This window comes from Mycobacterium colombiense, from assembly GCF_003284935.1.
Lineage (GTDB): Bacteria > Actinomycetota > Actinomycetes > Mycobacteriales > Mycobacteriaceae > Mycobacterium > Mycobacterium arosiense_A.
Map to the genome: position 1 here is coordinate 171,660 of NZ_QMEV01000003.1, position 15,187 is coordinate 186,846.

At 68.2% G+C, this 15,187-nt stretch carries 18 protein-coding genes; 6 read left to right on the forward strand and 12 right to left on the reverse strand.

Features of this window, described 5'->3' with window-relative positions; genetic code table 11:
* Nucleotides 1-80: 80 nt before the first annotated feature.
* The 5 genes from DQP57_RS02855 to DQP57_RS02875 all read right to left on the reverse strand — a co-directional run bounded on the left by DQP57_RS02855 (nucleotide 81) and on the right by DQP57_RS02875 (nucleotide 4,799).
* Complete coding sequence (locus tag DQP57_RS02855; RefSeq protein ID WP_112631517.1) at nucleotides 81-1,535, reverse strand: aldehyde dehydrogenase family protein; 1,455 nt, start codon at nucleotides 1,533-1,535, stop codon at nucleotides 81-83.
* Nucleotides 1,536-1,648: 113 nt separating this feature from the next.
* Nucleotides 1,649-2,059, reverse strand: a complete 411-nt coding sequence (locus DQP57_RS02860) for a VOC family protein (protein WP_112631519.1) — start codon at nucleotides 2,057-2,059, stop codon at nucleotides 1,649-1,651.
* 4 nt (nucleotides 2,060-2,063) lie between these two features.
* The gene (locus tag DQP57_RS02865) at nucleotides 2,064-2,516 is read right to left on the reverse strand and encodes a helix-turn-helix transcriptional regulator (RefSeq protein WP_112631520.1); all 453 of its coding nucleotides are present in this window, start codon (nucleotides 2,514-2,516) and stop codon (nucleotides 2,064-2,066) included.
* 114 nt (nucleotides 2,517-2,630) lie between these two features.
* Entirely contained in the window at nucleotides 2,631-3,533 is a 903-nt protein-coding gene (locus DQP57_RS02870) for an NAD-dependent epimerase/dehydratase family protein (protein ID WP_112631521.1), read from the reverse strand.
* A gap of 81 nt (nucleotides 3,534-3,614) precedes the next feature.
* Nucleotides 3,615-4,799, reverse strand: a complete 1,185-nt coding sequence (locus tag DQP57_RS02875; RefSeq protein ID WP_112631522.1) for an acyl-CoA dehydrogenase family protein — start codon at nucleotides 4,797-4,799, stop codon at nucleotides 3,615-3,617.
* A gap of 77 nt (nucleotides 4,800-4,876) precedes the next feature.
* Between DQP57_RS02875 and DQP57_RS02880 the strand changes: the two genes are divergently transcribed.
* Both DQP57_RS02880 and DQP57_RS02885 read left to right on the forward strand, forming a co-directional pair.
* Nucleotides 4,877-5,257 (forward strand): NYN domain-containing protein, encoded by a 381-nt coding sequence (locus DQP57_RS02880; protein WP_112631523.1) that lies wholly within the window; start codon nucleotides 4,877-4,879, stop codon nucleotides 5,255-5,257.
* Nucleotides 5,254-6,222: an NAD(P)H-dependent flavin oxidoreductase gene (locus DQP57_RS02885; protein ID WP_112631524.1), complete on the forward strand. Its 969-nt coding sequence runs from the start codon at nucleotides 5,254-5,256 to the stop codon at nucleotides 6,220-6,222. Before DQP57_RS02880 ends, DQP57_RS02885 begins: the two co-directional genes overlap by 4 nt.
* A gap of 17 nt (nucleotides 6,223-6,239) precedes the next feature.
* Here DQP57_RS02885 and tpx read toward each other — a convergent pair whose 3' ends face one another.
* Nucleotides 6,240-6,734: a thiol peroxidase gene (tpx, locus tag DQP57_RS02890; protein WP_112631525.1), complete on the reverse strand. Its 495-nt coding sequence runs from the start codon at nucleotides 6,732-6,734 to the stop codon at nucleotides 6,240-6,242.
* A gap of 110 nt (nucleotides 6,735-6,844) precedes the next feature.
* On the opposite strand from tpx, the gene DQP57_RS02895 reads away from it, so the two are divergent.
* Both DQP57_RS02895 and DQP57_RS02900 read left to right on the forward strand, forming a co-directional pair.
* Nucleotides 6,845-7,795: a GlxA family transcriptional regulator gene (locus DQP57_RS02895; RefSeq protein WP_112631526.1), complete on the forward strand. Its 951-nt coding sequence runs from the start codon at nucleotides 6,845-6,847 to the stop codon at nucleotides 7,793-7,795.
* 19 nt (nucleotides 7,796-7,814) lie between these two features.
* Entirely contained in the window at nucleotides 7,815-8,582 is a 768-nt protein-coding gene (locus DQP57_RS02900; protein WP_112631527.1) for a DJ-1/PfpI family protein, read from the forward strand.
* 33 nt (nucleotides 8,583-8,615) lie between these two features.
* On the opposite strand, the gene DQP57_RS02905 is transcribed toward DQP57_RS02900, so the two are convergent.
* Complete coding sequence (locus DQP57_RS02905; protein ID WP_112631528.1) at nucleotides 8,616-9,092, reverse strand: nuclear transport factor 2 family protein; 477 nt, start codon at nucleotides 9,090-9,092, stop codon at nucleotides 8,616-8,618.
* A gap of 58 nt (nucleotides 9,093-9,150) precedes the next feature.
* Between DQP57_RS02905 and DQP57_RS02910 the strand changes: the two genes are divergently transcribed.
* Complete coding sequence (locus DQP57_RS02910; RefSeq protein WP_112631529.1) at nucleotides 9,151-9,930, forward strand: SDR family oxidoreductase; 780 nt, start codon at nucleotides 9,151-9,153, stop codon at nucleotides 9,928-9,930.
* Between the two features lies 1 nt (nucleotide 9,931).
* On the opposite strand, the gene DQP57_RS02915 is transcribed toward DQP57_RS02910, so the two are convergent.
* From DQP57_RS02915 to DQP57_RS02925, 3 genes are read right to left on the reverse strand one after another with little or no spacing between them, the layout of a single operon-like run.
* Entirely contained in the window at nucleotides 9,932-10,705 is a 774-nt protein-coding gene (locus DQP57_RS02915) for a YqjF family protein (RefSeq protein WP_112631530.1), read from the reverse strand.
* 13 nt (nucleotides 10,706-10,718) lie between these two features.
* Entirely contained in the window at nucleotides 10,719-11,396 is a 678-nt protein-coding gene (locus DQP57_RS02920; RefSeq protein WP_112631531.1) for a hypothetical protein, read from the reverse strand.
* A 37-nt stretch (nucleotides 11,397-11,433) separates the two neighbouring features.
* Nucleotides 11,434-12,666 (reverse strand): serine hydrolase domain-containing protein, encoded by a 1,233-nt coding sequence (locus DQP57_RS02925; protein ID WP_112631532.1) that lies wholly within the window; start codon nucleotides 12,664-12,666, stop codon nucleotides 11,434-11,436.
* A 188-nt stretch (nucleotides 12,667-12,854) separates the two neighbouring features.
* On the opposite strand from DQP57_RS02925, the gene DQP57_RS02930 reads away from it, so the two are divergent.
* A complete protein-coding gene (locus tag DQP57_RS02930) occupies nucleotides 12,855-13,322 on the forward strand; it encodes an SRPBCC family protein (RefSeq protein ID WP_112631533.1) in 468 nt (155 codons plus the stop codon).
* 58 nt (nucleotides 13,323-13,380) lie between these two features.
* On the opposite strand, the gene DQP57_RS02935 is transcribed toward DQP57_RS02930, so the two are convergent.
* Nucleotides 13,381-13,758, reverse strand: coding sequence for a hypothetical protein (locus DQP57_RS02935; protein WP_133259217.1), 378 nt, complete (start codon nucleotides 13,756-13,758; stop codon nucleotides 13,381-13,383).
* Between the two features lie 78 nt (nucleotides 13,759-13,836).
* Nucleotides 13,837-15,000 (reverse strand): LLM class flavin-dependent oxidoreductase, encoded by a 1,164-nt coding sequence (locus DQP57_RS02940; protein ID WP_112631535.1) that lies wholly within the window; start codon nucleotides 14,998-15,000, stop codon nucleotides 13,837-13,839.
* Nucleotides 15,001-15,187 lie beyond the last annotated feature (187 nt).

Below are 15,187 nucleotides of genomic sequence, written 5' to 3' on the forward strand. Positions count from 1 at the left end.
TCTGACGGCCGTCGGAGAGGTCCCGGACCTGACGAGGGTCCGGGACTTTCCGTTGTGCCGCAACGGTTTAGGGCAACGGGTTAGAGCTGAGCCCAGACCGACTTCGTCTTCAGGTAGATCTCGAGGCCCTCTTTGCCGAACTCGTGACCCCAGCCGGACTGCTTGTAGCCGCCGAACGGCACATCGTGGTCGAACACCAACTGGCAGTTGACCTGAACGCTGCCGGCCTGGAGTCGCCGCATGATCCGGTGGGCCCGACCGAGGTTCTCCGTCCATGCGGTGGCCGCCAGGCCGTAGGTGGTGTCGTTGGCCAACGCCACGGCCTCGTCTTCGTCGTCGAACGGCAGGATGGTGACCACCGGACCGAAGATCTCCTGCTGGTAGAGCCGCATGCTGGTGTCGACGTTGGTGAGCACCGTCGGGTGGACGAAGTAGCCCTTGCGGTCCAACCGGTGGCCCCCGGTGACCACCTCGACGCCGTCCTTCTTGCCTTCGTCGATGAAGCCCATGACGCGGTTCAGCTGCTTCTGGCTGATCAGCGGCCCGCTGACGCAGCCCTCCTCGCTGGGGGCGCCCAACTTGAACGAATTCGCCATCATCGCAATGCCTTCCACGACCCGGTCGTAGACACCGCGCTGGGCGAAGATGCGCGACCCGCACACGCAGCCCTGGCCGGAGTGCACGAAGATGCCCAGCGACGCCATCATGATGGCGTTGTCCAGGTTGGCGTCGTCGAAGATCAGCACCGGCGATTTCCCACCTAGTTCCAGCGTGACCTTCTTCAGGTTGCCGGCCGAGGCCCGCACGATCTCCTTGCCGACCTCGGTCGAGCCGGTGAAGGCCACCTTCTGGACGTCGGGGTGCGCGGTGATCGCGGCGCCGGCGGTGTGGCCGTATCCGGTCAGCAGGTTGACCACACCCTCGGGCACGCCGGCCTCGTGGATCAGCCGGTCCAACAGCAGGGCCGACAGCGGAGTCTCCTCGGCCGGCTTGACCAGCAGGCTGCCGCCCGCGGCCAGGGCCGGCGCCAGCTTCGCGCTGGCGTTGAAGATGGGGCCGTTCCACGGGAAGATCAGGCCCACAACGCTGTACGGCTCTTTGAGGGTGTAGGCGTGCATGTTGACGTAGTTGTCCGTCGCGATGCCGTCGGTTTTCACGTCGTAGGCGACGCCGTTGATCTTCGAACACCAACCGGCGTAATAGCGGAAGAACTCCGAGCAGGTCGACATCTGCAATTGGGCCTGCAGCAGCGGCATGCCGGTGTTGAGCGAGTCCAGTTGGGCGAACTCCTCGGCGTGCTCGTCGATCAGCTCCCCGATGCGCCACAAGATCTTGGCGCGCTCGCGGCCGGGAAGCTCCGCCCAGACCCCCGACTCGAAGGTCTCCTTCGCCTTCGCCGCGGCGTCGTTGACCGCTTCCTGCCCGCAATCGGTGAATTCGGTGATCGTCTCCTCGGTCGCGGGATCGATAACCGCGATGACGTCACCCGCGCCGGGGCGCTTGCGAAGGTCGTCCAATACCGCCTGCACCGTCATCTGATCCCTTTCGCCCTGCCAGTCGTGGCGCCCCGGCGCCCCATGCGCTCGAGTGCTGAGCACTTGCTTAGCATTGTGCACTCGGCTGGTCAAGCATCCGCAGCCGGGTGGGCTCAGCGCGATTGTTGGATGCGGATGAGATTTCCCGCGGGATCGCGGACGGCGCAGTCGCGCAGCCCGTACGGCTGGTCGGTGGGTTCTTGGACGATGTCGACGTCGCAGGACTGCAGCCGTTCGAAGGTGCCGTCGAGGTCCTTGGTGGCCAGCAGCAGTGTGGCGTAGCTGCCCTTGGCCATCATCTCGGCGATGGTGCGGCGCTCGTCGTCGGTGAGACCCGGGTTGGCCGCGGGCGGGTTCAAGACGATGGACGTGTCCGGCCGGTTCGGCGGACCGACCGTGATCCATCGCATCGTGCCCTTGCCGACGTCGAGCCGAACTTCGAACCCGAGGACGTCGCGATAGAAGGCCAGCGATGACTCCGGATCCGCATGGGGAAGGAAACTCGAGTGAATGGTGATGGTCATGCGGTCAGGTTAGGTGCGGTCCGATGGCGGCCGCTTCTCGATTCCTGATCGGTCTCGCCACCTGCTTGACCAAGCACGGCGGCATGCCCGCCAGCGCGTCAGCCGACCGACGGCGATAGGCGCTGGGCGGCACACCGACCAATTCGGTAAATCGGGTGCTGAAGGTGCCTAACGACGAGCAACCGACTGCGAAGCAGACCTCGGTGACGCTCAGGTCGCCCCGGCGCAGCAGCGCCATCGCCCGCTCGATGCGCCGCGTCATCAGATAGGAATACGGCGATTCGCCGTAGGCGCGCCGGAATTCGCGGCTGAGGTGGCCGGCGGACATGTGCACCCCGCGCGCGAGCGCCTCGACGTCCAACGGCTGCCTGTAGTCCCTGTCGATGCGGTCACGAACGCGGCGCAACAGGACCAGCGTGCGCAGGCGCTGCGCCGCGGCCTCCGGTGTGCTGGTCACCCAGGTGATGTTGCCACCCCGACCGGCCAGCCGTCCAAGGGCGCTCCCCCCGCGCCCCGCTCAGTGCGGGGCCGGGCTTGATTCGCGGGGGCAATACCGTTGCCCCGCAACCGGTTAGACGCCGATCAGCTCCGGGTGGAACTTGGCCGCCATGCGACGCAATCCGTCGCGCCAGTCGACCGAGGTGCCGCCGATGAGCTCGTGCATGCGGTCGATGGTGGTGGGATTGCCGCGTAACGCTTGCTCGCTCGGCTCGAAGACCGGTTCAGCGCCGACGAGTGATCCGAGGTAGCCGCACCACTCCTGCAAGCTGACGGTCTGCTCCCCGCACCAGTTGACCGTGGTCGCCGGGACCGACGCGACCTCGAGCAGTTTGGGGATGGTGGCGATGATGTCGTCCTCGTGAATCGGGTTGTAGCGCGCGGGTTCACCGGGTGGGACGGGAATCGGGATGCCGCCCAGCATCATCTCCATGTGGTAGAACGGCCAACCGCCGTTGTCGCCGTAGGGAACGTTGAGCCGCGCGATCGTGGTGGGCAGGCCGAGAACACGGGCCGTCGAGCGGGCCACCACTTCGCCGGCGATCTTGGAAATGGAATACGTGGGAAAGAGCGGCTTGTGGTTGTCGCCCAGGGCGGACCGCTCGCTGCGCGGCTCGTCGCCCGGCGGGTCGTATACGGCCGCCGACGAGCAGTGCAGGAAGGCCTTCGCGTTGCGGCAGTGGGCCATCAGCAGGCCGACCGATTCCGCGTTGGCCGCAAGGTCTTTGTCCCAGCTTCCGCTCTTGGCCACCGCCAGGTTGAGGACATAGTCGAAATCGGTTGGCAGGCCGGTGAAGTCGCCAGCCGCCAGATCCACTTTCTCGCAACGGATCCCGGCCTTCTCGAGGCCTTCGCGCGCCGCGGGGTCGGTGAAACGGGCGATCCCCCAGACCTCGTTGTCGCCGGCAAGCGCCCGGGCGAGGGGGGTGGCGATTTGACCGGTCGGACCGGTGATCAGGATTTTTGCACCGCGCATGCGCGCAATGGTAGCGAAGGCATGATTGCCCGTCCGTCAATCGGTCAACGTTGGCGAGCCCGGCGCGCAGGCGCCGGCGGCCTACAGCCCGGGCTGGTCTTCGATGATGCCCAGCCAGATCTGGGCGACGTCGATGGCGACCTTCTCGCTGATGAAGGCGTGCTGCGTCCCGGTGTAGATGTCGCGGAAGGCGCGCTCCAACCGGCTGCCCTCGCGGATCGAGCTGGTGCCGGCGACCAGGTGGGCCCATTCGGCGCAGCCGCGGGCGATGTCGGTGGCGTAGACGGCGGCAACCCGCATGTCGGCCCGAAGCGCCGGAGTCAGTTCCTGCCCCGCCGCCACGGCCGCCTCCGCGGTGGTGAACGCGTCGAGCACCAACAGCCGCGCCGCGCGCCAGGCCGCGCGGTGATGCGCCAGGCCCTTCTGGAAGGTGGGGCGGCTGGCCAGCGACGCCATGTCACTCATCCGGAACTTCGTCGCGGCCAGCTCTTGGACATCGTCGAGCATGCTCTTTGCCACGCCCAGCGCCCACGACGCGTGCCCGGCCGCGGTCACCGGCATCAGCCCCATGCGGGTGGCCGGGGACGTCCCGCGATAGGGCTGCCGCACGAACAGTTCGAACGTGCGGCTCTCGGGCACGAATACCTCTGAAGCGCTGTAGTCGTAGGAACCGGTTCCCTTCAGCCCCTGCACGAACCAGCCGTCGTTGAAGCTGATCTCGTCCCGCGGAATGACGGCGACGCGCATCTCGGGGAAACCCTCACTGATCCAGCGCATCTCGCCGTCGTCCATCGGCAGGAAGCCGGCGGCAACGTATTCGGCGTGACCGACGCCCGAACCGAAGTTCCACGCGCCACTCACCCGGTAGCCACCGTCGACGGCGGCGCCCTGCCCATTGGGAAAGAATTGGCCGCCCAGGGTGACTCGGTTGTCGTGCGCGGTGAACACCTCGGCGAAGCCGTCGTCGGGCAGGTATGCCGCCGCGGCGAACGACGACGGCAGATTGGCGATCCCCACCCAGCCGAATGACCCGTCCTGCCAAGCCATTTCGATCCAGGTTTCGATCATCTCGGCGAACGACGGCTCGACGCCACCGGCCGCGACCGGGTTGAACGCCGACATCAGCCCACTGGCCCACATCTCATCCACGATCGCCGGGGTCAGCGTGCGCAGCCGCTCGGATGCGGCGGCTTCGGACTGCACCAGCTCCCGCATACCGCGGGCCAGCGCCACAACCCGGTCTTGCGTGTCGGCGATCGAGGTCATGAGGGTGACCGTATCAACCGCTCCGGGCATTGCGAACGAAAATCACCCGTCGCGACACGTCGTTTACGGTGTGGGTTGTGCGCTGGATTGTCGACGGCATGAATGTGATCGGAAGCCGTCCCGATGGCTGGTGGAAGGACCGCGACGGTGCGATGGTCACATTGGTCGACAGGCTGGATCGATGGGCCTCGAGCCAAGGAGAGATGGTGACCGTGGTTTTTGAGCGACCGCCGTCGACGGCCCTCACGTCATCGGTGATCGAGATAGCGCACGCACCGAGGGCCGCGGCGAATTCGGCCGACGACGAGATCGTCGCGCTGGTCGCGGCCGACGCTGCGCCGCACGACATTCGCGTGGTGACCTCCGACCGAGCGCTGACCGACCGGGTGCGAAGCCTGGGTGCATCCGTCCACCGGTCGGAAAGCTTCCGCGACCTCGTTGATCCGCGGGACCGATGACCACCGGCGTCCCCGGTCCACCGACCAACCGCGTCTGCGCGCTCGCGCGCATCGACATCCCGATCATCCAGGCGCCCATGACCTATATCGCCGGGGCCCAACTTGCCGCGGCGGTGTCGAACGCCGGTGCGCTGGGAATCATCGAGACCACCTCGGATCAGGGACGAGCCGACCTGCGGCGGGTGCGCGAGTTGACCGCCGGTGCCGTCGGCGCGAACATCGCGCTGCTGTTCAACCGTGATCCTGCGATGCTGGACTTGCTTGTCGCCAACGACATTCGATTCGTGACCACCTCCGCCGGCAGCCCATCGATTTTCACCGAACGCCTGCACGACGCGGGCATCACGGTGTTCCACGTGGTGGGCACCCTGGCCGCGGCCAAGAAGGCCGTCGACGCCGGCGTCGACGGGCTCGTGGTCGAAGGCGTCGAAGGGGGCGGTTTCAAGAACCGGTTCGGCGCGTCGACCATGGTGCTGCTGCCGCTGGTGGCCGCCCACGTCGACGTCCCGATCGTCGCGGCCGGCGGGATCTGCGACGCGCGGTCCATGGCGGCCGCCTTCGTGCTGGGCGCCGAGGCGGTGCAGATGGGCACCCGGCTGCTCGCCTCCGCGGAATCGCCGGTGCACGGCAACCTCAAGCAAGCGGTCGTCGACGCCGACGAAACCGGCACGGTCCTGCTGCCCCTCGACGGCAACCGGATGATGCGCGTCATCCGGACGCCCGCCGCGGAGCGGCTCGACGCGGCGACGTCCGCCGAGGCGGGCGCCGCCGCGCTACAACGCGTGCAGCGGCTCTACTTCGACGGCGACCTAGACGCGAGCGTCGCCAACACCGGCCAGGTGGCCGGACGCATCCAGGACCTGCCCCCGGCCGCCGACATCATCACCCAGATGTGGCGTGGCTGCCGCGAAGTGCTGGCGGCCACCGCGCAGCGAGTGGGCCGGGCCGAACTCGACCAGGCCTGACGCGCGGCGGGCTAAGATCAGCCCGCGGCCGCCAGAGCCGCGTCGTAGTTGGGCTCCTGCGCGATCTCGGGCACCAGCTCGGTGTAGGCGACGTTGCCGTCGGCCCCGACCACCACGATGGCGCGGGCGAGCAATCCGGCCATCGGGCCGTCGGTGATGGTGACGCCGTAGTCCTCACCAAAGCTGTCCCGGAACGCCGACGCGGTCTTGACGTTCTCGATGCCCTCGGCGCCACAGAACCGCGCCTGCGCGAACGGCAGGTCCTTCGAGACGTTCACCACCGTCGCCCCGCCGCCGGCGGCGCGCTCGTTGAAGGTCCGCACGCTCGTCGCGCACACCGGCGTGTCGATGGACGGAAAGATGTTGAGCACCAAGGGCTTACCGTCGAATTGCTCGCTGCTGACCGCGGCCAGATCGCCGCCGACCAGACTGAAGGCCGGGGCTTTTGATCCGACGGCAGGCAGCTCGCCGACAGTGTTGATCGGGTTTCCACGCAACGTTATCTGTGCCATGGGCAACAGTCTGCCAAGGCCGCCGCGGCCGTCATGGGGCAGGTCCCGTGTCCTAATTCGTGGGGTACATGGCGTAGACGACATGCCCCCGCGTGTCCAACACTGAATCCATGCCTCGCAAGGTGGTGATCGCCGGTTTCCCCGGTGTGCAGGCGCTCGATGTGGTGGGTCCCTACGACGTGTTCACCGGCGCGTCGTTGTTGACCGGCGGCGGCTACGACGTCGCCTTTGCCTCGGTCGGCGGCCAACCCATCGCGACGGCGACCGGGCTGGCCTTCGTGACGACGCCGCTGCCGGACCCGGCCGACCCGATCGACACGGTGGTGCTGCCCGGCGGCGCGGGCGTGGAGGCGGCCCGCTCCGATGGCGAGCTCGTCGCCTGGGTCAAGACCGTCTCCGGTCATGCCCGCCGCATGGTGACGGTCTGCACCGGCGCGTTTCTCGCGGCCGAGGCGGGGCTGCTGGACGGGCAACGGGTGACCACGCACTGGGCGTTCGCCGAGCGGCTGGCGGCCGAATTCCCCGCCATCGAGGTCAATGCCGACCCGATCTTCGTGCGGAGCTCGGAGACGGTGTGGACCGCCGCGGGCGTCACCGCGGGCATCGACCTGGCGCTGGCGCTGATCGAGGACGACCATGGCACCGAGATCGCGCAGACGGTCGCCCGCTGGCTGGTGCTGTATCTGCGCCGACCGGGCGGGCAGACCCAGTTCGCGGCGCCGGTGTGGATGCCGAGGGCCCGACGGGATTCGATTCGCGAGGTGCAGGAGAGGATCGAGGCGGAGCCGGGCGGCCCGCACAGCATCGATGACCTGGCCCGCCGCGCCGCGATGAGCCCGCGCCACTTCACCCGGGTGTTCACCGCCGAAATCGGTGAGGCGCCCGGCCAATACGTCGAACGCATCCGCACCGAAGCCGCGCGCCGGCAGTTGGAGGAGACCGACGACACCGTCGTCGCCATCGCCGCCCGGTGTGGCTTCGGCACCGCGGAAACCATGCGGCGCAATTTCCTTCGCCGCGTGGGCATTTCGCCCGACCAATACCGCAAGGCTTTCGCCTGACACCGAAAGGACGACACCGATGACCCAGATCGCCATCGTGGCCTACCCCGGATTCACCGCGCTCGACATGATCGGGCCGTACGAGGTGCTGCGCAACCTGCCCGGCGCCGAGGTGCGCTTCGTGTGGCACGAGGCGGGACCGATCACCGCCGACTCCGGGGTGCTGGTCATCGGCGCCACCCACTCGCTGTCCGAAACGCCCTCCCCCGACGTCATTCTCGTTCCCGGCGGTCCGTCGACTCCCGTGCACGCCCGCGACGACGCGTTGCTCGACTGGCTGCGCCGGGCCCATGGCGGCGCGAGCTGGACGACGTCGGTGTGCTCAGGGTCGGTGATCTTGGCGGCCGCGGGGCTGCTCGACGGCCGGCGGGCGACGTCGCATTGGCTGACGGTCCCCGCGCTCAAGGCATTCGGCGCGGTTCCCGTGGCCGACGAGCGAATCGTGCACTCCGACGACATCGTCACCAGTGCGGGCGTGTCCGCCGGGCTCGACCTCGCGTTGTGGCTGGCCGGACAGATCGCCGGCGAATCCCGCGCGAAGGCGATCCAGCTCGCGCTCGAGTACGACCCGCAGCCCCCGTTCGATTCGGGCCACATGTCGAAGGCGTCGGCGACCACGAAGGCGGCCGCGACGGCGCTGCTGTCCAAGGACAGCGTGAAGCCCGCCAACGTGAAGGCCACCACCCTGCTCGCCTGGGATCAGGCGCTGGGCAAGGTCCGGGCGCGGCGGCGCAGGCGGTCGGATTCCCACGCCGAGCGCGCGATTCACGACGCGACACGCCGCTGATGCGTCGCGGACCGCACGCTCGGCGGTAGGGCGTCAGGTGCTGGGCTGCAGGATCTCGGTGGTGGCGAGCTGGCCGCCCGCCTGCATCCAGGCCGCGACGACGCCGGGAGCGTCCCGGTCGGGGTTGTAGATGTCTTCCTCGCCGGAGAACAGCCCGTCTCCGGCGTAGACCAGGCGGGTCCAGTTGGGGAACCAGAACGGTTCGCCGTTCGGATCGGTCGGGTGGTCGAGCAGGTTCTTGATCATGACGACGATGGCGTCGTTGTCCTCGTCGTAAGCGATCCAGTCGCTGGGAAAGCGCATGTGCGGGAACGGCGCCATCACCGCGACGATCCAGTCGCGGACCGCCTCGCGTCCGTGGAAGACGCCGTAGTGATGCTCGGTGTAGACGACGTCCTCGGTGAACAGGTCCGCGAACGGCCGCCAGTCGCCCGAGGCGCTGCACCCTTCGACGACCCGTGTGTAGTTCTCGACGGCTGCATCGATTTCTGCCCTGGTGAATTTGCCCATAGCGGACACACTAGAACGTGTTTCGGTTTCGGGTCGCTCGTATGAATGGGGAGATCGAATGAACGTGTTGGAGTTGTTCAGCCTGCGCGGCAAGCGGGCGGTGGTGACCGGGGCGTCCAGCGGGATCGGCAGGAAAGTCGCGCAGGCCTACGTGCAGGCCGGCGCCCACGTGGCCATCGCGGCCCGGCATCTCGATGCGTTGCACGACGTCGCCGACGAGCTCGCGGCGGACGCCGGCGATGTCCAGGGCGAGATCGTGCCGATCCGATGCGACGTGACCCAACCCGACCAGGTGACCAGCATGGTGGACCAGGTGACCGCCGAGCTGGGCGGCATCGACGTCGCGGTGTGCAACGCCGGCATCATCGCGGTCGTTCCGATGCTGGAGATGTCGCCGGAGGAATTTCAGCGGATCCAGGACACCAACGTGACCGGGGTCTTCCTCACCGCGCAGGCGGCGGCCCGGGCGATGGTCACGCAAGGCAGCGGCGGCGTCATCATCAACACCGCGTCCATGTCGGGCAGCATCATCAACGTTCCGCAGCAGGTCGGCCACTACTGTGCCGCCAAGGCGGCCGTCATCCACCTGACCAAGGCCATGGCCGTCGAGTTCGCTCCGCACAACATCCGGGTGAACAGCGTCAGCCCCGGCTACATCCTCACCGAGCTCGTCGAGCCGTTAACCGAGTATCACCGCCAGTGGGAGCCGAAAATCCCGCTCGGCCGCATCGGGCGGCCCGAGGAACTCGTCGGCCTCTACGTCTATCTGGCCGCCGAGGCGTCCAGCTACATGACCGGTTCGGACGTCGTGATCGACGGAGGTTACACCTGTCCGTAGCTCAACGGACCAGCTGCCGGCGGCCGAAACGCGTTCGCACACCGCAGGAATACAGCGCGCGTAACCGATCGCCGACCGGCCGCACCCCGCTGGCCTCCACCAGCTCGCTGTCCAGCCCGACAACCTCCGCGGCGCGAAACGGCCAGGGTCCGTGTTCATTTGGCACCCACCACGTCCGGCCGGCCGTGCGCGTGTGTGCGCCCCACCGGGCGGTGAGCCAGATTTCCAGCGGCGTCGGTTCGACCGCGTCGCCGACGGCGATCTCGATGCGGCTGTACACGCCGCTCCGGGGCCATCGGCGGACACTGTCGTACCCGATGCGTCCGTCGTGGCGCCGCAGCCGCATCCTGGCCCAGGTGTAGGGGACACCGAGGCCGAGGCGGGTGACGGGAACGACGGCCAATCGCGCCGTTTCGAGCGACAGAAACAGCACGCCGTGGTGACCTGCGTCATCGATCGAATAAAGCCGGACGTTGGTCTCCAGAAAACTCCCGAAATATGGGAGCGGAAGTGCACCAACAACTTTGGTACTTCTCATGGCGAACGGGATCAGCCCGACGTAGGTCATCCCGTCGGCGAACACGTCGGGACGGGTGCCGGGCGGGTACATCGTCTCGACGCTTTCGGGACGCACCGGCCAATGGATGAAGGTCACATCGCGCCAGTGCTGGTCGAACGTCACCGGGCCGGCAAGCGGTGGCGGCGTGCGCGGGAACCCCTCGAGGCCTGGTGGCTCGTTCGGTTGGGCGGCCGGCGGCCCGGGTGTCGCGGTCATCCGATCGCCGGCCCTATCGCTCGAGCTCGCCGGAGATCCCGCGCTCGAGGTTGGCCTGCGTCGCCGACGGCAGCACCAGCAGGCCGTCGAGTTCGCTGCGGGCCACGTCGTAGGCGCGCTGACGTTCGTTGGGCGCCGCCCCGGGATCGGCCGCGACCCGTAACAGGCTCTGCGCCCGCGCAATTCGCTGCTGATCCGCCCGGGAGAAATCGGTGCGGCGACGGCGGATCGCTTCGGACTCGGCGGCGTCGAACGCGGTGACGTAGTCCTCGACGGCGGCCATGTATCGCGCGGCGCCTTCGCGGTCGTCGAGCAGGTCCTCGGCCTTGACGGGGCGCAGGAAGTCGGCCCGCAGCTTGGCTTTGTGGAACGCGATCGTGTTTGCGTCGCGCATGTCGGTCATCAGGGGGTAGTCCAGGAGCTTGGCGACGTCGAGTTCGTACTCCAGCCAGCGCGCGTCCGTGCGGCCGTGCTCATCGAGAACGCGGCGGATCGAGCGCCACTGGGCCGCCTGATTCACGCCCGCCCGATCGGCGGTGGCCGTGCCGGGTGCCGGTGGTGGACCGATTTCCCGCGACCGCTCGTCGGCGCGCCGGCGGTAGGCGCCGAATGCGCGCACCGCGGCGATGATCGCGCCGGTCAGCGGCAGGATCAAGATCAGCAGCTCCGCCAACCGGAATATCAGGCCCACCTGGCCAGGATGCCACTCGCGACGGCCGTTGTTGGCGTCAACTCTGCGGACGCACCCCCAGCACGTCGCGAAACAATGCCTGCCGCAACGCGAGTTCACGCGGGTCGCTCCACAGGTGAAACCCGAGCCGGTTCATGACATAGGCGAACCCGACGCCGGTGTCGGGGTCGGCGCACCCGAATGATCCCCCAAAGCCCGGCGTGCCGAACGCCCGATCCGACGAGCCGAACGTGAACTGCCGCACGGGCTTACAGAAACCCAGGGAATACGCCACGTCGATGTGCATCACCTTGTCGCGCACGCCGCGGCTCGGCGGAACCGCGGGCGCCGTCAGCGCCTCGAGGACGTCTTGGCGCAGCTGCACCTCGGCGCCCCCGCACACCGCGCTGCCATACATCCGCGCCACCGACCGGGCGGTACCGATGCCGTTGGCCGACGGGATCTCGACCGCCCGGACGTCGTCGCGGTTGTAGTCGCCGTCGAACGGGTTGACGCCGCGCGGGACCGCGATGGTGCGGGCCGTCAGGCCAACCGGATTCAGCGACGCGCCCACGAATCCTGCGGGCATGACGCCCAGATGCAGCATCGTTTCCGCGCGCGCCCAATTGTGAATATGGGCGACCCGAGCGCGGTCGACCGAGGCGGGCAGGCCGATGTGCAGGTCGAGTCCCGCCGGCGCGGCGATCTCGTCGGCCAGAAACCGGCCCAGGGTGCGCCCGGCCGGATCGGTCCGGCGGATCAACTCGGACTCGTACCAGCCCAGCGTGATCGCGTGATAGCCGTGCCGGGTGCCCGGCCGCCACGCCGGCACCTGGGCCGCCAGGATCGGCGACAACCGTTGCGGATCGGCCACGTCGGCCAGCGTCGGCTTCGGCTTGAGCGCGCAGACTCCGGCCTGATGGGCCAGAAGTTGGCGGACCGTGACGTCCCCCTTGCCTGCCCGCGCGAATTCCGGCCAGTAATCGGCGACCCTGGCGTCATAGGAAATGAGTCCGCGCGAGGCCGCCACCGCCACGACCAGGGCGGCGACGCCTTTGGTCGTGGAGAACATGTTCACCATCGTGTCGGCCTGCCACGGATCCTTGGTCAGCCCGTTGCGGTAGCCACCCCACAGGTCGACCACCTTGACGCCGTCGCGGTAGACGGCGACGGCCGCGCCGACCTCGGCGCCGTCGCGAAGGGTCGCCCGGAACGCGTCGGCCACCTTGCCGTAGCCGGCCTCCACGTCGCCGCCGATCAGATCGGGCGACACCCGCAATTTCAGAACCATCTCCCACCTTTCGAGTGGAGACTAGCCAGTGGCGTTCGCGCGCAGGCCCTTTTACGGGTCGTCGGGTCAGCGGACGCCCAAGGTGCGCGGCGCAGCGCCGAACCCAATCCCGCTATAGCGCGGGACGGGCGGTAGCCTACCGGCGAGCGGCGTCCAGGGCCGTCCGTTTGCTACCACCAGGAGTCGTCATGCCGGGCCGCAACTATTCCTTCGAAGTCACTCGCACCAGCAGCGCGCCCCCCGCGACGGTGTTCCGGCTGGTGGCCGACGGCGCGAACTGGTCGCAGTGGGCCAAGCCGATCGTGGTGCACTCGAGCTGGGCGCGCCAGGGCGACCCCGCCCCGGGTGGCATCGGAGCTATACGCAAGGTGGGCATGTGGCCCGTCTACGTGCAGGAGGAAACCGTCGCCTACGAGCCGGACCGGCGCCACGCCTACAAGCTGGTGGGCCCGCGCACCCCGGCGCAGGATTACGCCGGCGAGGTGGTCCTGACGCCGAATGCGGCGGGCGGCACCGACATCCGCTGGACGGGTTCGTTCACCGAAGGCGTTCGCGGGACGGGTCCGCTGATGCGCGCGGCCATGGGTGGAGCGGTCCGGTTCTTCGCGGGCCGGCTGGTGAAGGCGGCCGAACGGGAATCCCGCGCCGGGCGCTGACCTTGTCGCAGAACGCGTGACGGCCGCGCGAAGCGGCCGCCACGCTGCCATTCACGAATTACGGTTCGTTGAACTGGTTTTCGTACGTTTGTTGCTGCTGCATGTCCTGATTGAACTGCTGCTGGGCCTGCTCGTTTTGCTGTTCGGCCTGTTGCATGGACTGCTGCAGCTGCTGCTGGTCGAGCTGCTCCTGCAGCCGGGACTGATCGTCGTCATCGGCCGCGAAACCGCCGCCGGTCAGGCCGGGCGGCGCCTCGGGCGCAACGGCCAGGTCCGTCCGGCTCGCCAAAGCCCATCCCGGCGCGCCCCCGGGTGTGGCGACGCGAGCGGCGTCGTACAGCGCGAGTATGGCCAGGGTCGCGGCGATCCCGACAACGAGGCGCAGCACGCCGCGGCGTCCGCCGGTCGTCGTGGGGTGGGGCCTGTCGCTGCTCATCCTCCAGGTATGCGCCGCGTCCTTAGCCGCCCACTGGGTCCCGGCTGTCGGCCCGATATGAAGCCGCGCAACGAGGCGCTATTTCGCCTCGACCTCGTCTTCATACTTCTTGGTCATGTGCGCGACGGCGTCCAGCTGCGACTGCGCCAGGTTCTCGCGGGCCTGACCGGCGCGCGCGGCGGCGTCCAGCGTCGGCTGCGCCTGGCCCTGGAAGTGGGGCATGACCTCGGCGGCGAACAACTCGGCGGACCGCCGGGTGGCGGCGGGGTTCGCCCACTCGTGACCCATCTGCAGCATGCAGCCGAACCCGCCGGACTGATCCCAGAGCCGCTGCACCTGTTCGCGCGCCCGCTCGGGGGTGCCGATCACGCCCGCGCCATTGTCGTTGATGACGTCGATCATCTCGTCGAGCTGTTCCCCGGGCATCGTCATCTGAGGGAACGCGGCCACCTTCTGGAAGTACCGGAACCACGGCTCGATGCCGAACTTGACCTCTTCGCGCGCCTGCTTCTCGGTTTCGGCGAGGTGGAACAAACCGACCAGGCTCCAGTTTCTGCGGTCGACCTGGGTGCCGAAGGCCGCGGCGCGCTCCTCGACGATGCCCCAGTGGTAGGACAGCGCGTTGAAACCCTCGACGGTCAGCGTCGCCCCGATGGACAGCAGGCCGATGCCGTGCTTGCCGGCCAACCGCGCGCCCGTGGGCGAGGCGACAGCCGCGACGGACAGCGGGATCCCGCCGTCGGAGTAGGGGGCCAGCTGCAGCTTGGCGTCGAAGAGCTGATGGGTGGCGGTCTTGGCGCTGACGGTCTCGCCCGCCAGCAGCCGCACGACGATGTCGAGATTGGTTTCCAGCAGCTCGCGGGTGTCGGTCGGGGTGAGCCCGATCATCGACGAGTCGCTGGGCAGTGAGCCCGGGCCCACGCCGCCGATGATGCGGCCGTGCGTGAGGTGATCTAGCAGCATCAGCCGGTCGGCGACCCACAACGGATTGTGGTACGACAGCGAGATGACGCCCGTGCCGAACCGGATGCGCTTCGCGCGTTCGGCGGCGGCGGCGATGAAAATCTCTGGGGAACTGATGATCTCGCTACCCGCCGAGTGGTGTTCGCCCAACCAGACCTCGTCGAAACCCAGGGCATCGAGATGCTCGACGAACGCGAGATCGCGTTGCAAGGCCAGCGTCGGATTGGTGCCCGCGCGGTGGAATGGGGCGATGAAGTATCCGAACCGCAGCTTCGACATTGACGTCCCCTTGCATCCGAGTTGGCCAGAACCATAACTCGGAATGCGGGCTCCGCCCTAGGCCCAGACGCAGGGTTTAGCCGATGGGGCCAGGTTATCCCGGCCCCACCGGCTAGGGAGCAAGTCTTGGTGTTTGCGCTTTAGCGCTGGCTCATCGGGCGATCAGTAGCCGCCGCAGACGTTGCCG

Bases quoted from the DNA above. Each gene is read 5' to 3' on its own strand.
- DQP57_RS02940 (WP_112631535.1), bottom strand. From the start codon at position 15,000: ATGTCGAAGCTGCGGTTCGGATACTTCATCGCCCCATTCCACCGCGCG.
- DQP57_RS02885 (WP_112631524.1), top strand. From the start codon at position 5,254: ATGACCACCGGCGTCCCCGGTCCACCGACCAACCGCGTCTGCGCGCTC.
- DQP57_RS02915 (WP_112631530.1), bottom strand. From the start codon at position 10,705: ATGACCGCGACACCCGGGCCGCCGGCCGCCCAACCGAACGAGCCACCA.
- DQP57_RS02895 (WP_112631526.1), top strand. From the start codon at position 6,845: ATGCCTCGCAAGGTGGTGATCGCCGGTTTCCCCGGTGTGCAGGCGCTC.
- DQP57_RS02925 (WP_112631532.1), bottom strand. From the start codon at position 12,666: ATGGTTCTGAAATTGCGGGTGTCGCCCGATCTGATCGGCGGCGACGTG.
- DQP57_RS02860 (WP_112631519.1), bottom strand. From the start codon at position 2,059: ATGACCATCACCATTCACTCGAGTTTCCTTCCCCATGCGGATCCGGAG.
- DQP57_RS02905 (WP_112631528.1), bottom strand. From the start codon at position 9,092: ATGGGCAAATTCACCAGGGCAGAAATCGATGCAGCCGTCGAGAACTAC.
- DQP57_RS02900 (WP_112631527.1), top strand. From the start codon at position 7,815: ATGACCCAGATCGCCATCGTGGCCTACCCCGGATTCACCGCGCTCGAC.
- DQP57_RS02855 (WP_112631517.1), bottom strand. From the start codon at position 1,535: ATGACGGTGCAGGCGGTATTGGACGACCTTCGCAAGCGCCCCGGCGCG.
- DQP57_RS02875 (WP_112631522.1), bottom strand. From the start codon at position 4,799: ATGACCTCGATCGCCGACACGCAAGACCGGGTTGTGGCGCTGGCCCGC.
- DQP57_RS02935 (WP_133259217.1), bottom strand. From the start codon at position 13,758: ATGAGCAGCGACAGGCCCCACCCCACGACGACCGGCGGACGCCGCGGC.
- tpx (WP_112631525.1), bottom strand. From the start codon at position 6,734: ATGGCACAGATAACGTTGCGTGGAAACCCGATCAACACTGTCGGCGAG.
- DQP57_RS02930 (WP_112631533.1), top strand. From the start codon at position 12,855: ATGCCGGGCCGCAACTATTCCTTCGAAGTCACTCGCACCAGCAGCGCG.
- DQP57_RS02870 (WP_112631521.1), bottom strand. From the start codon at position 3,533: ATGCGCGGTGCAAAAATCCTGATCACCGGTCCGACCGGTCAAATCGCC.
- DQP57_RS02910 (WP_112631529.1), top strand. From the start codon at position 9,151: ATGAACGTGTTGGAGTTGTTCAGCCTGCGCGGCAAGCGGGCGGTGGTG.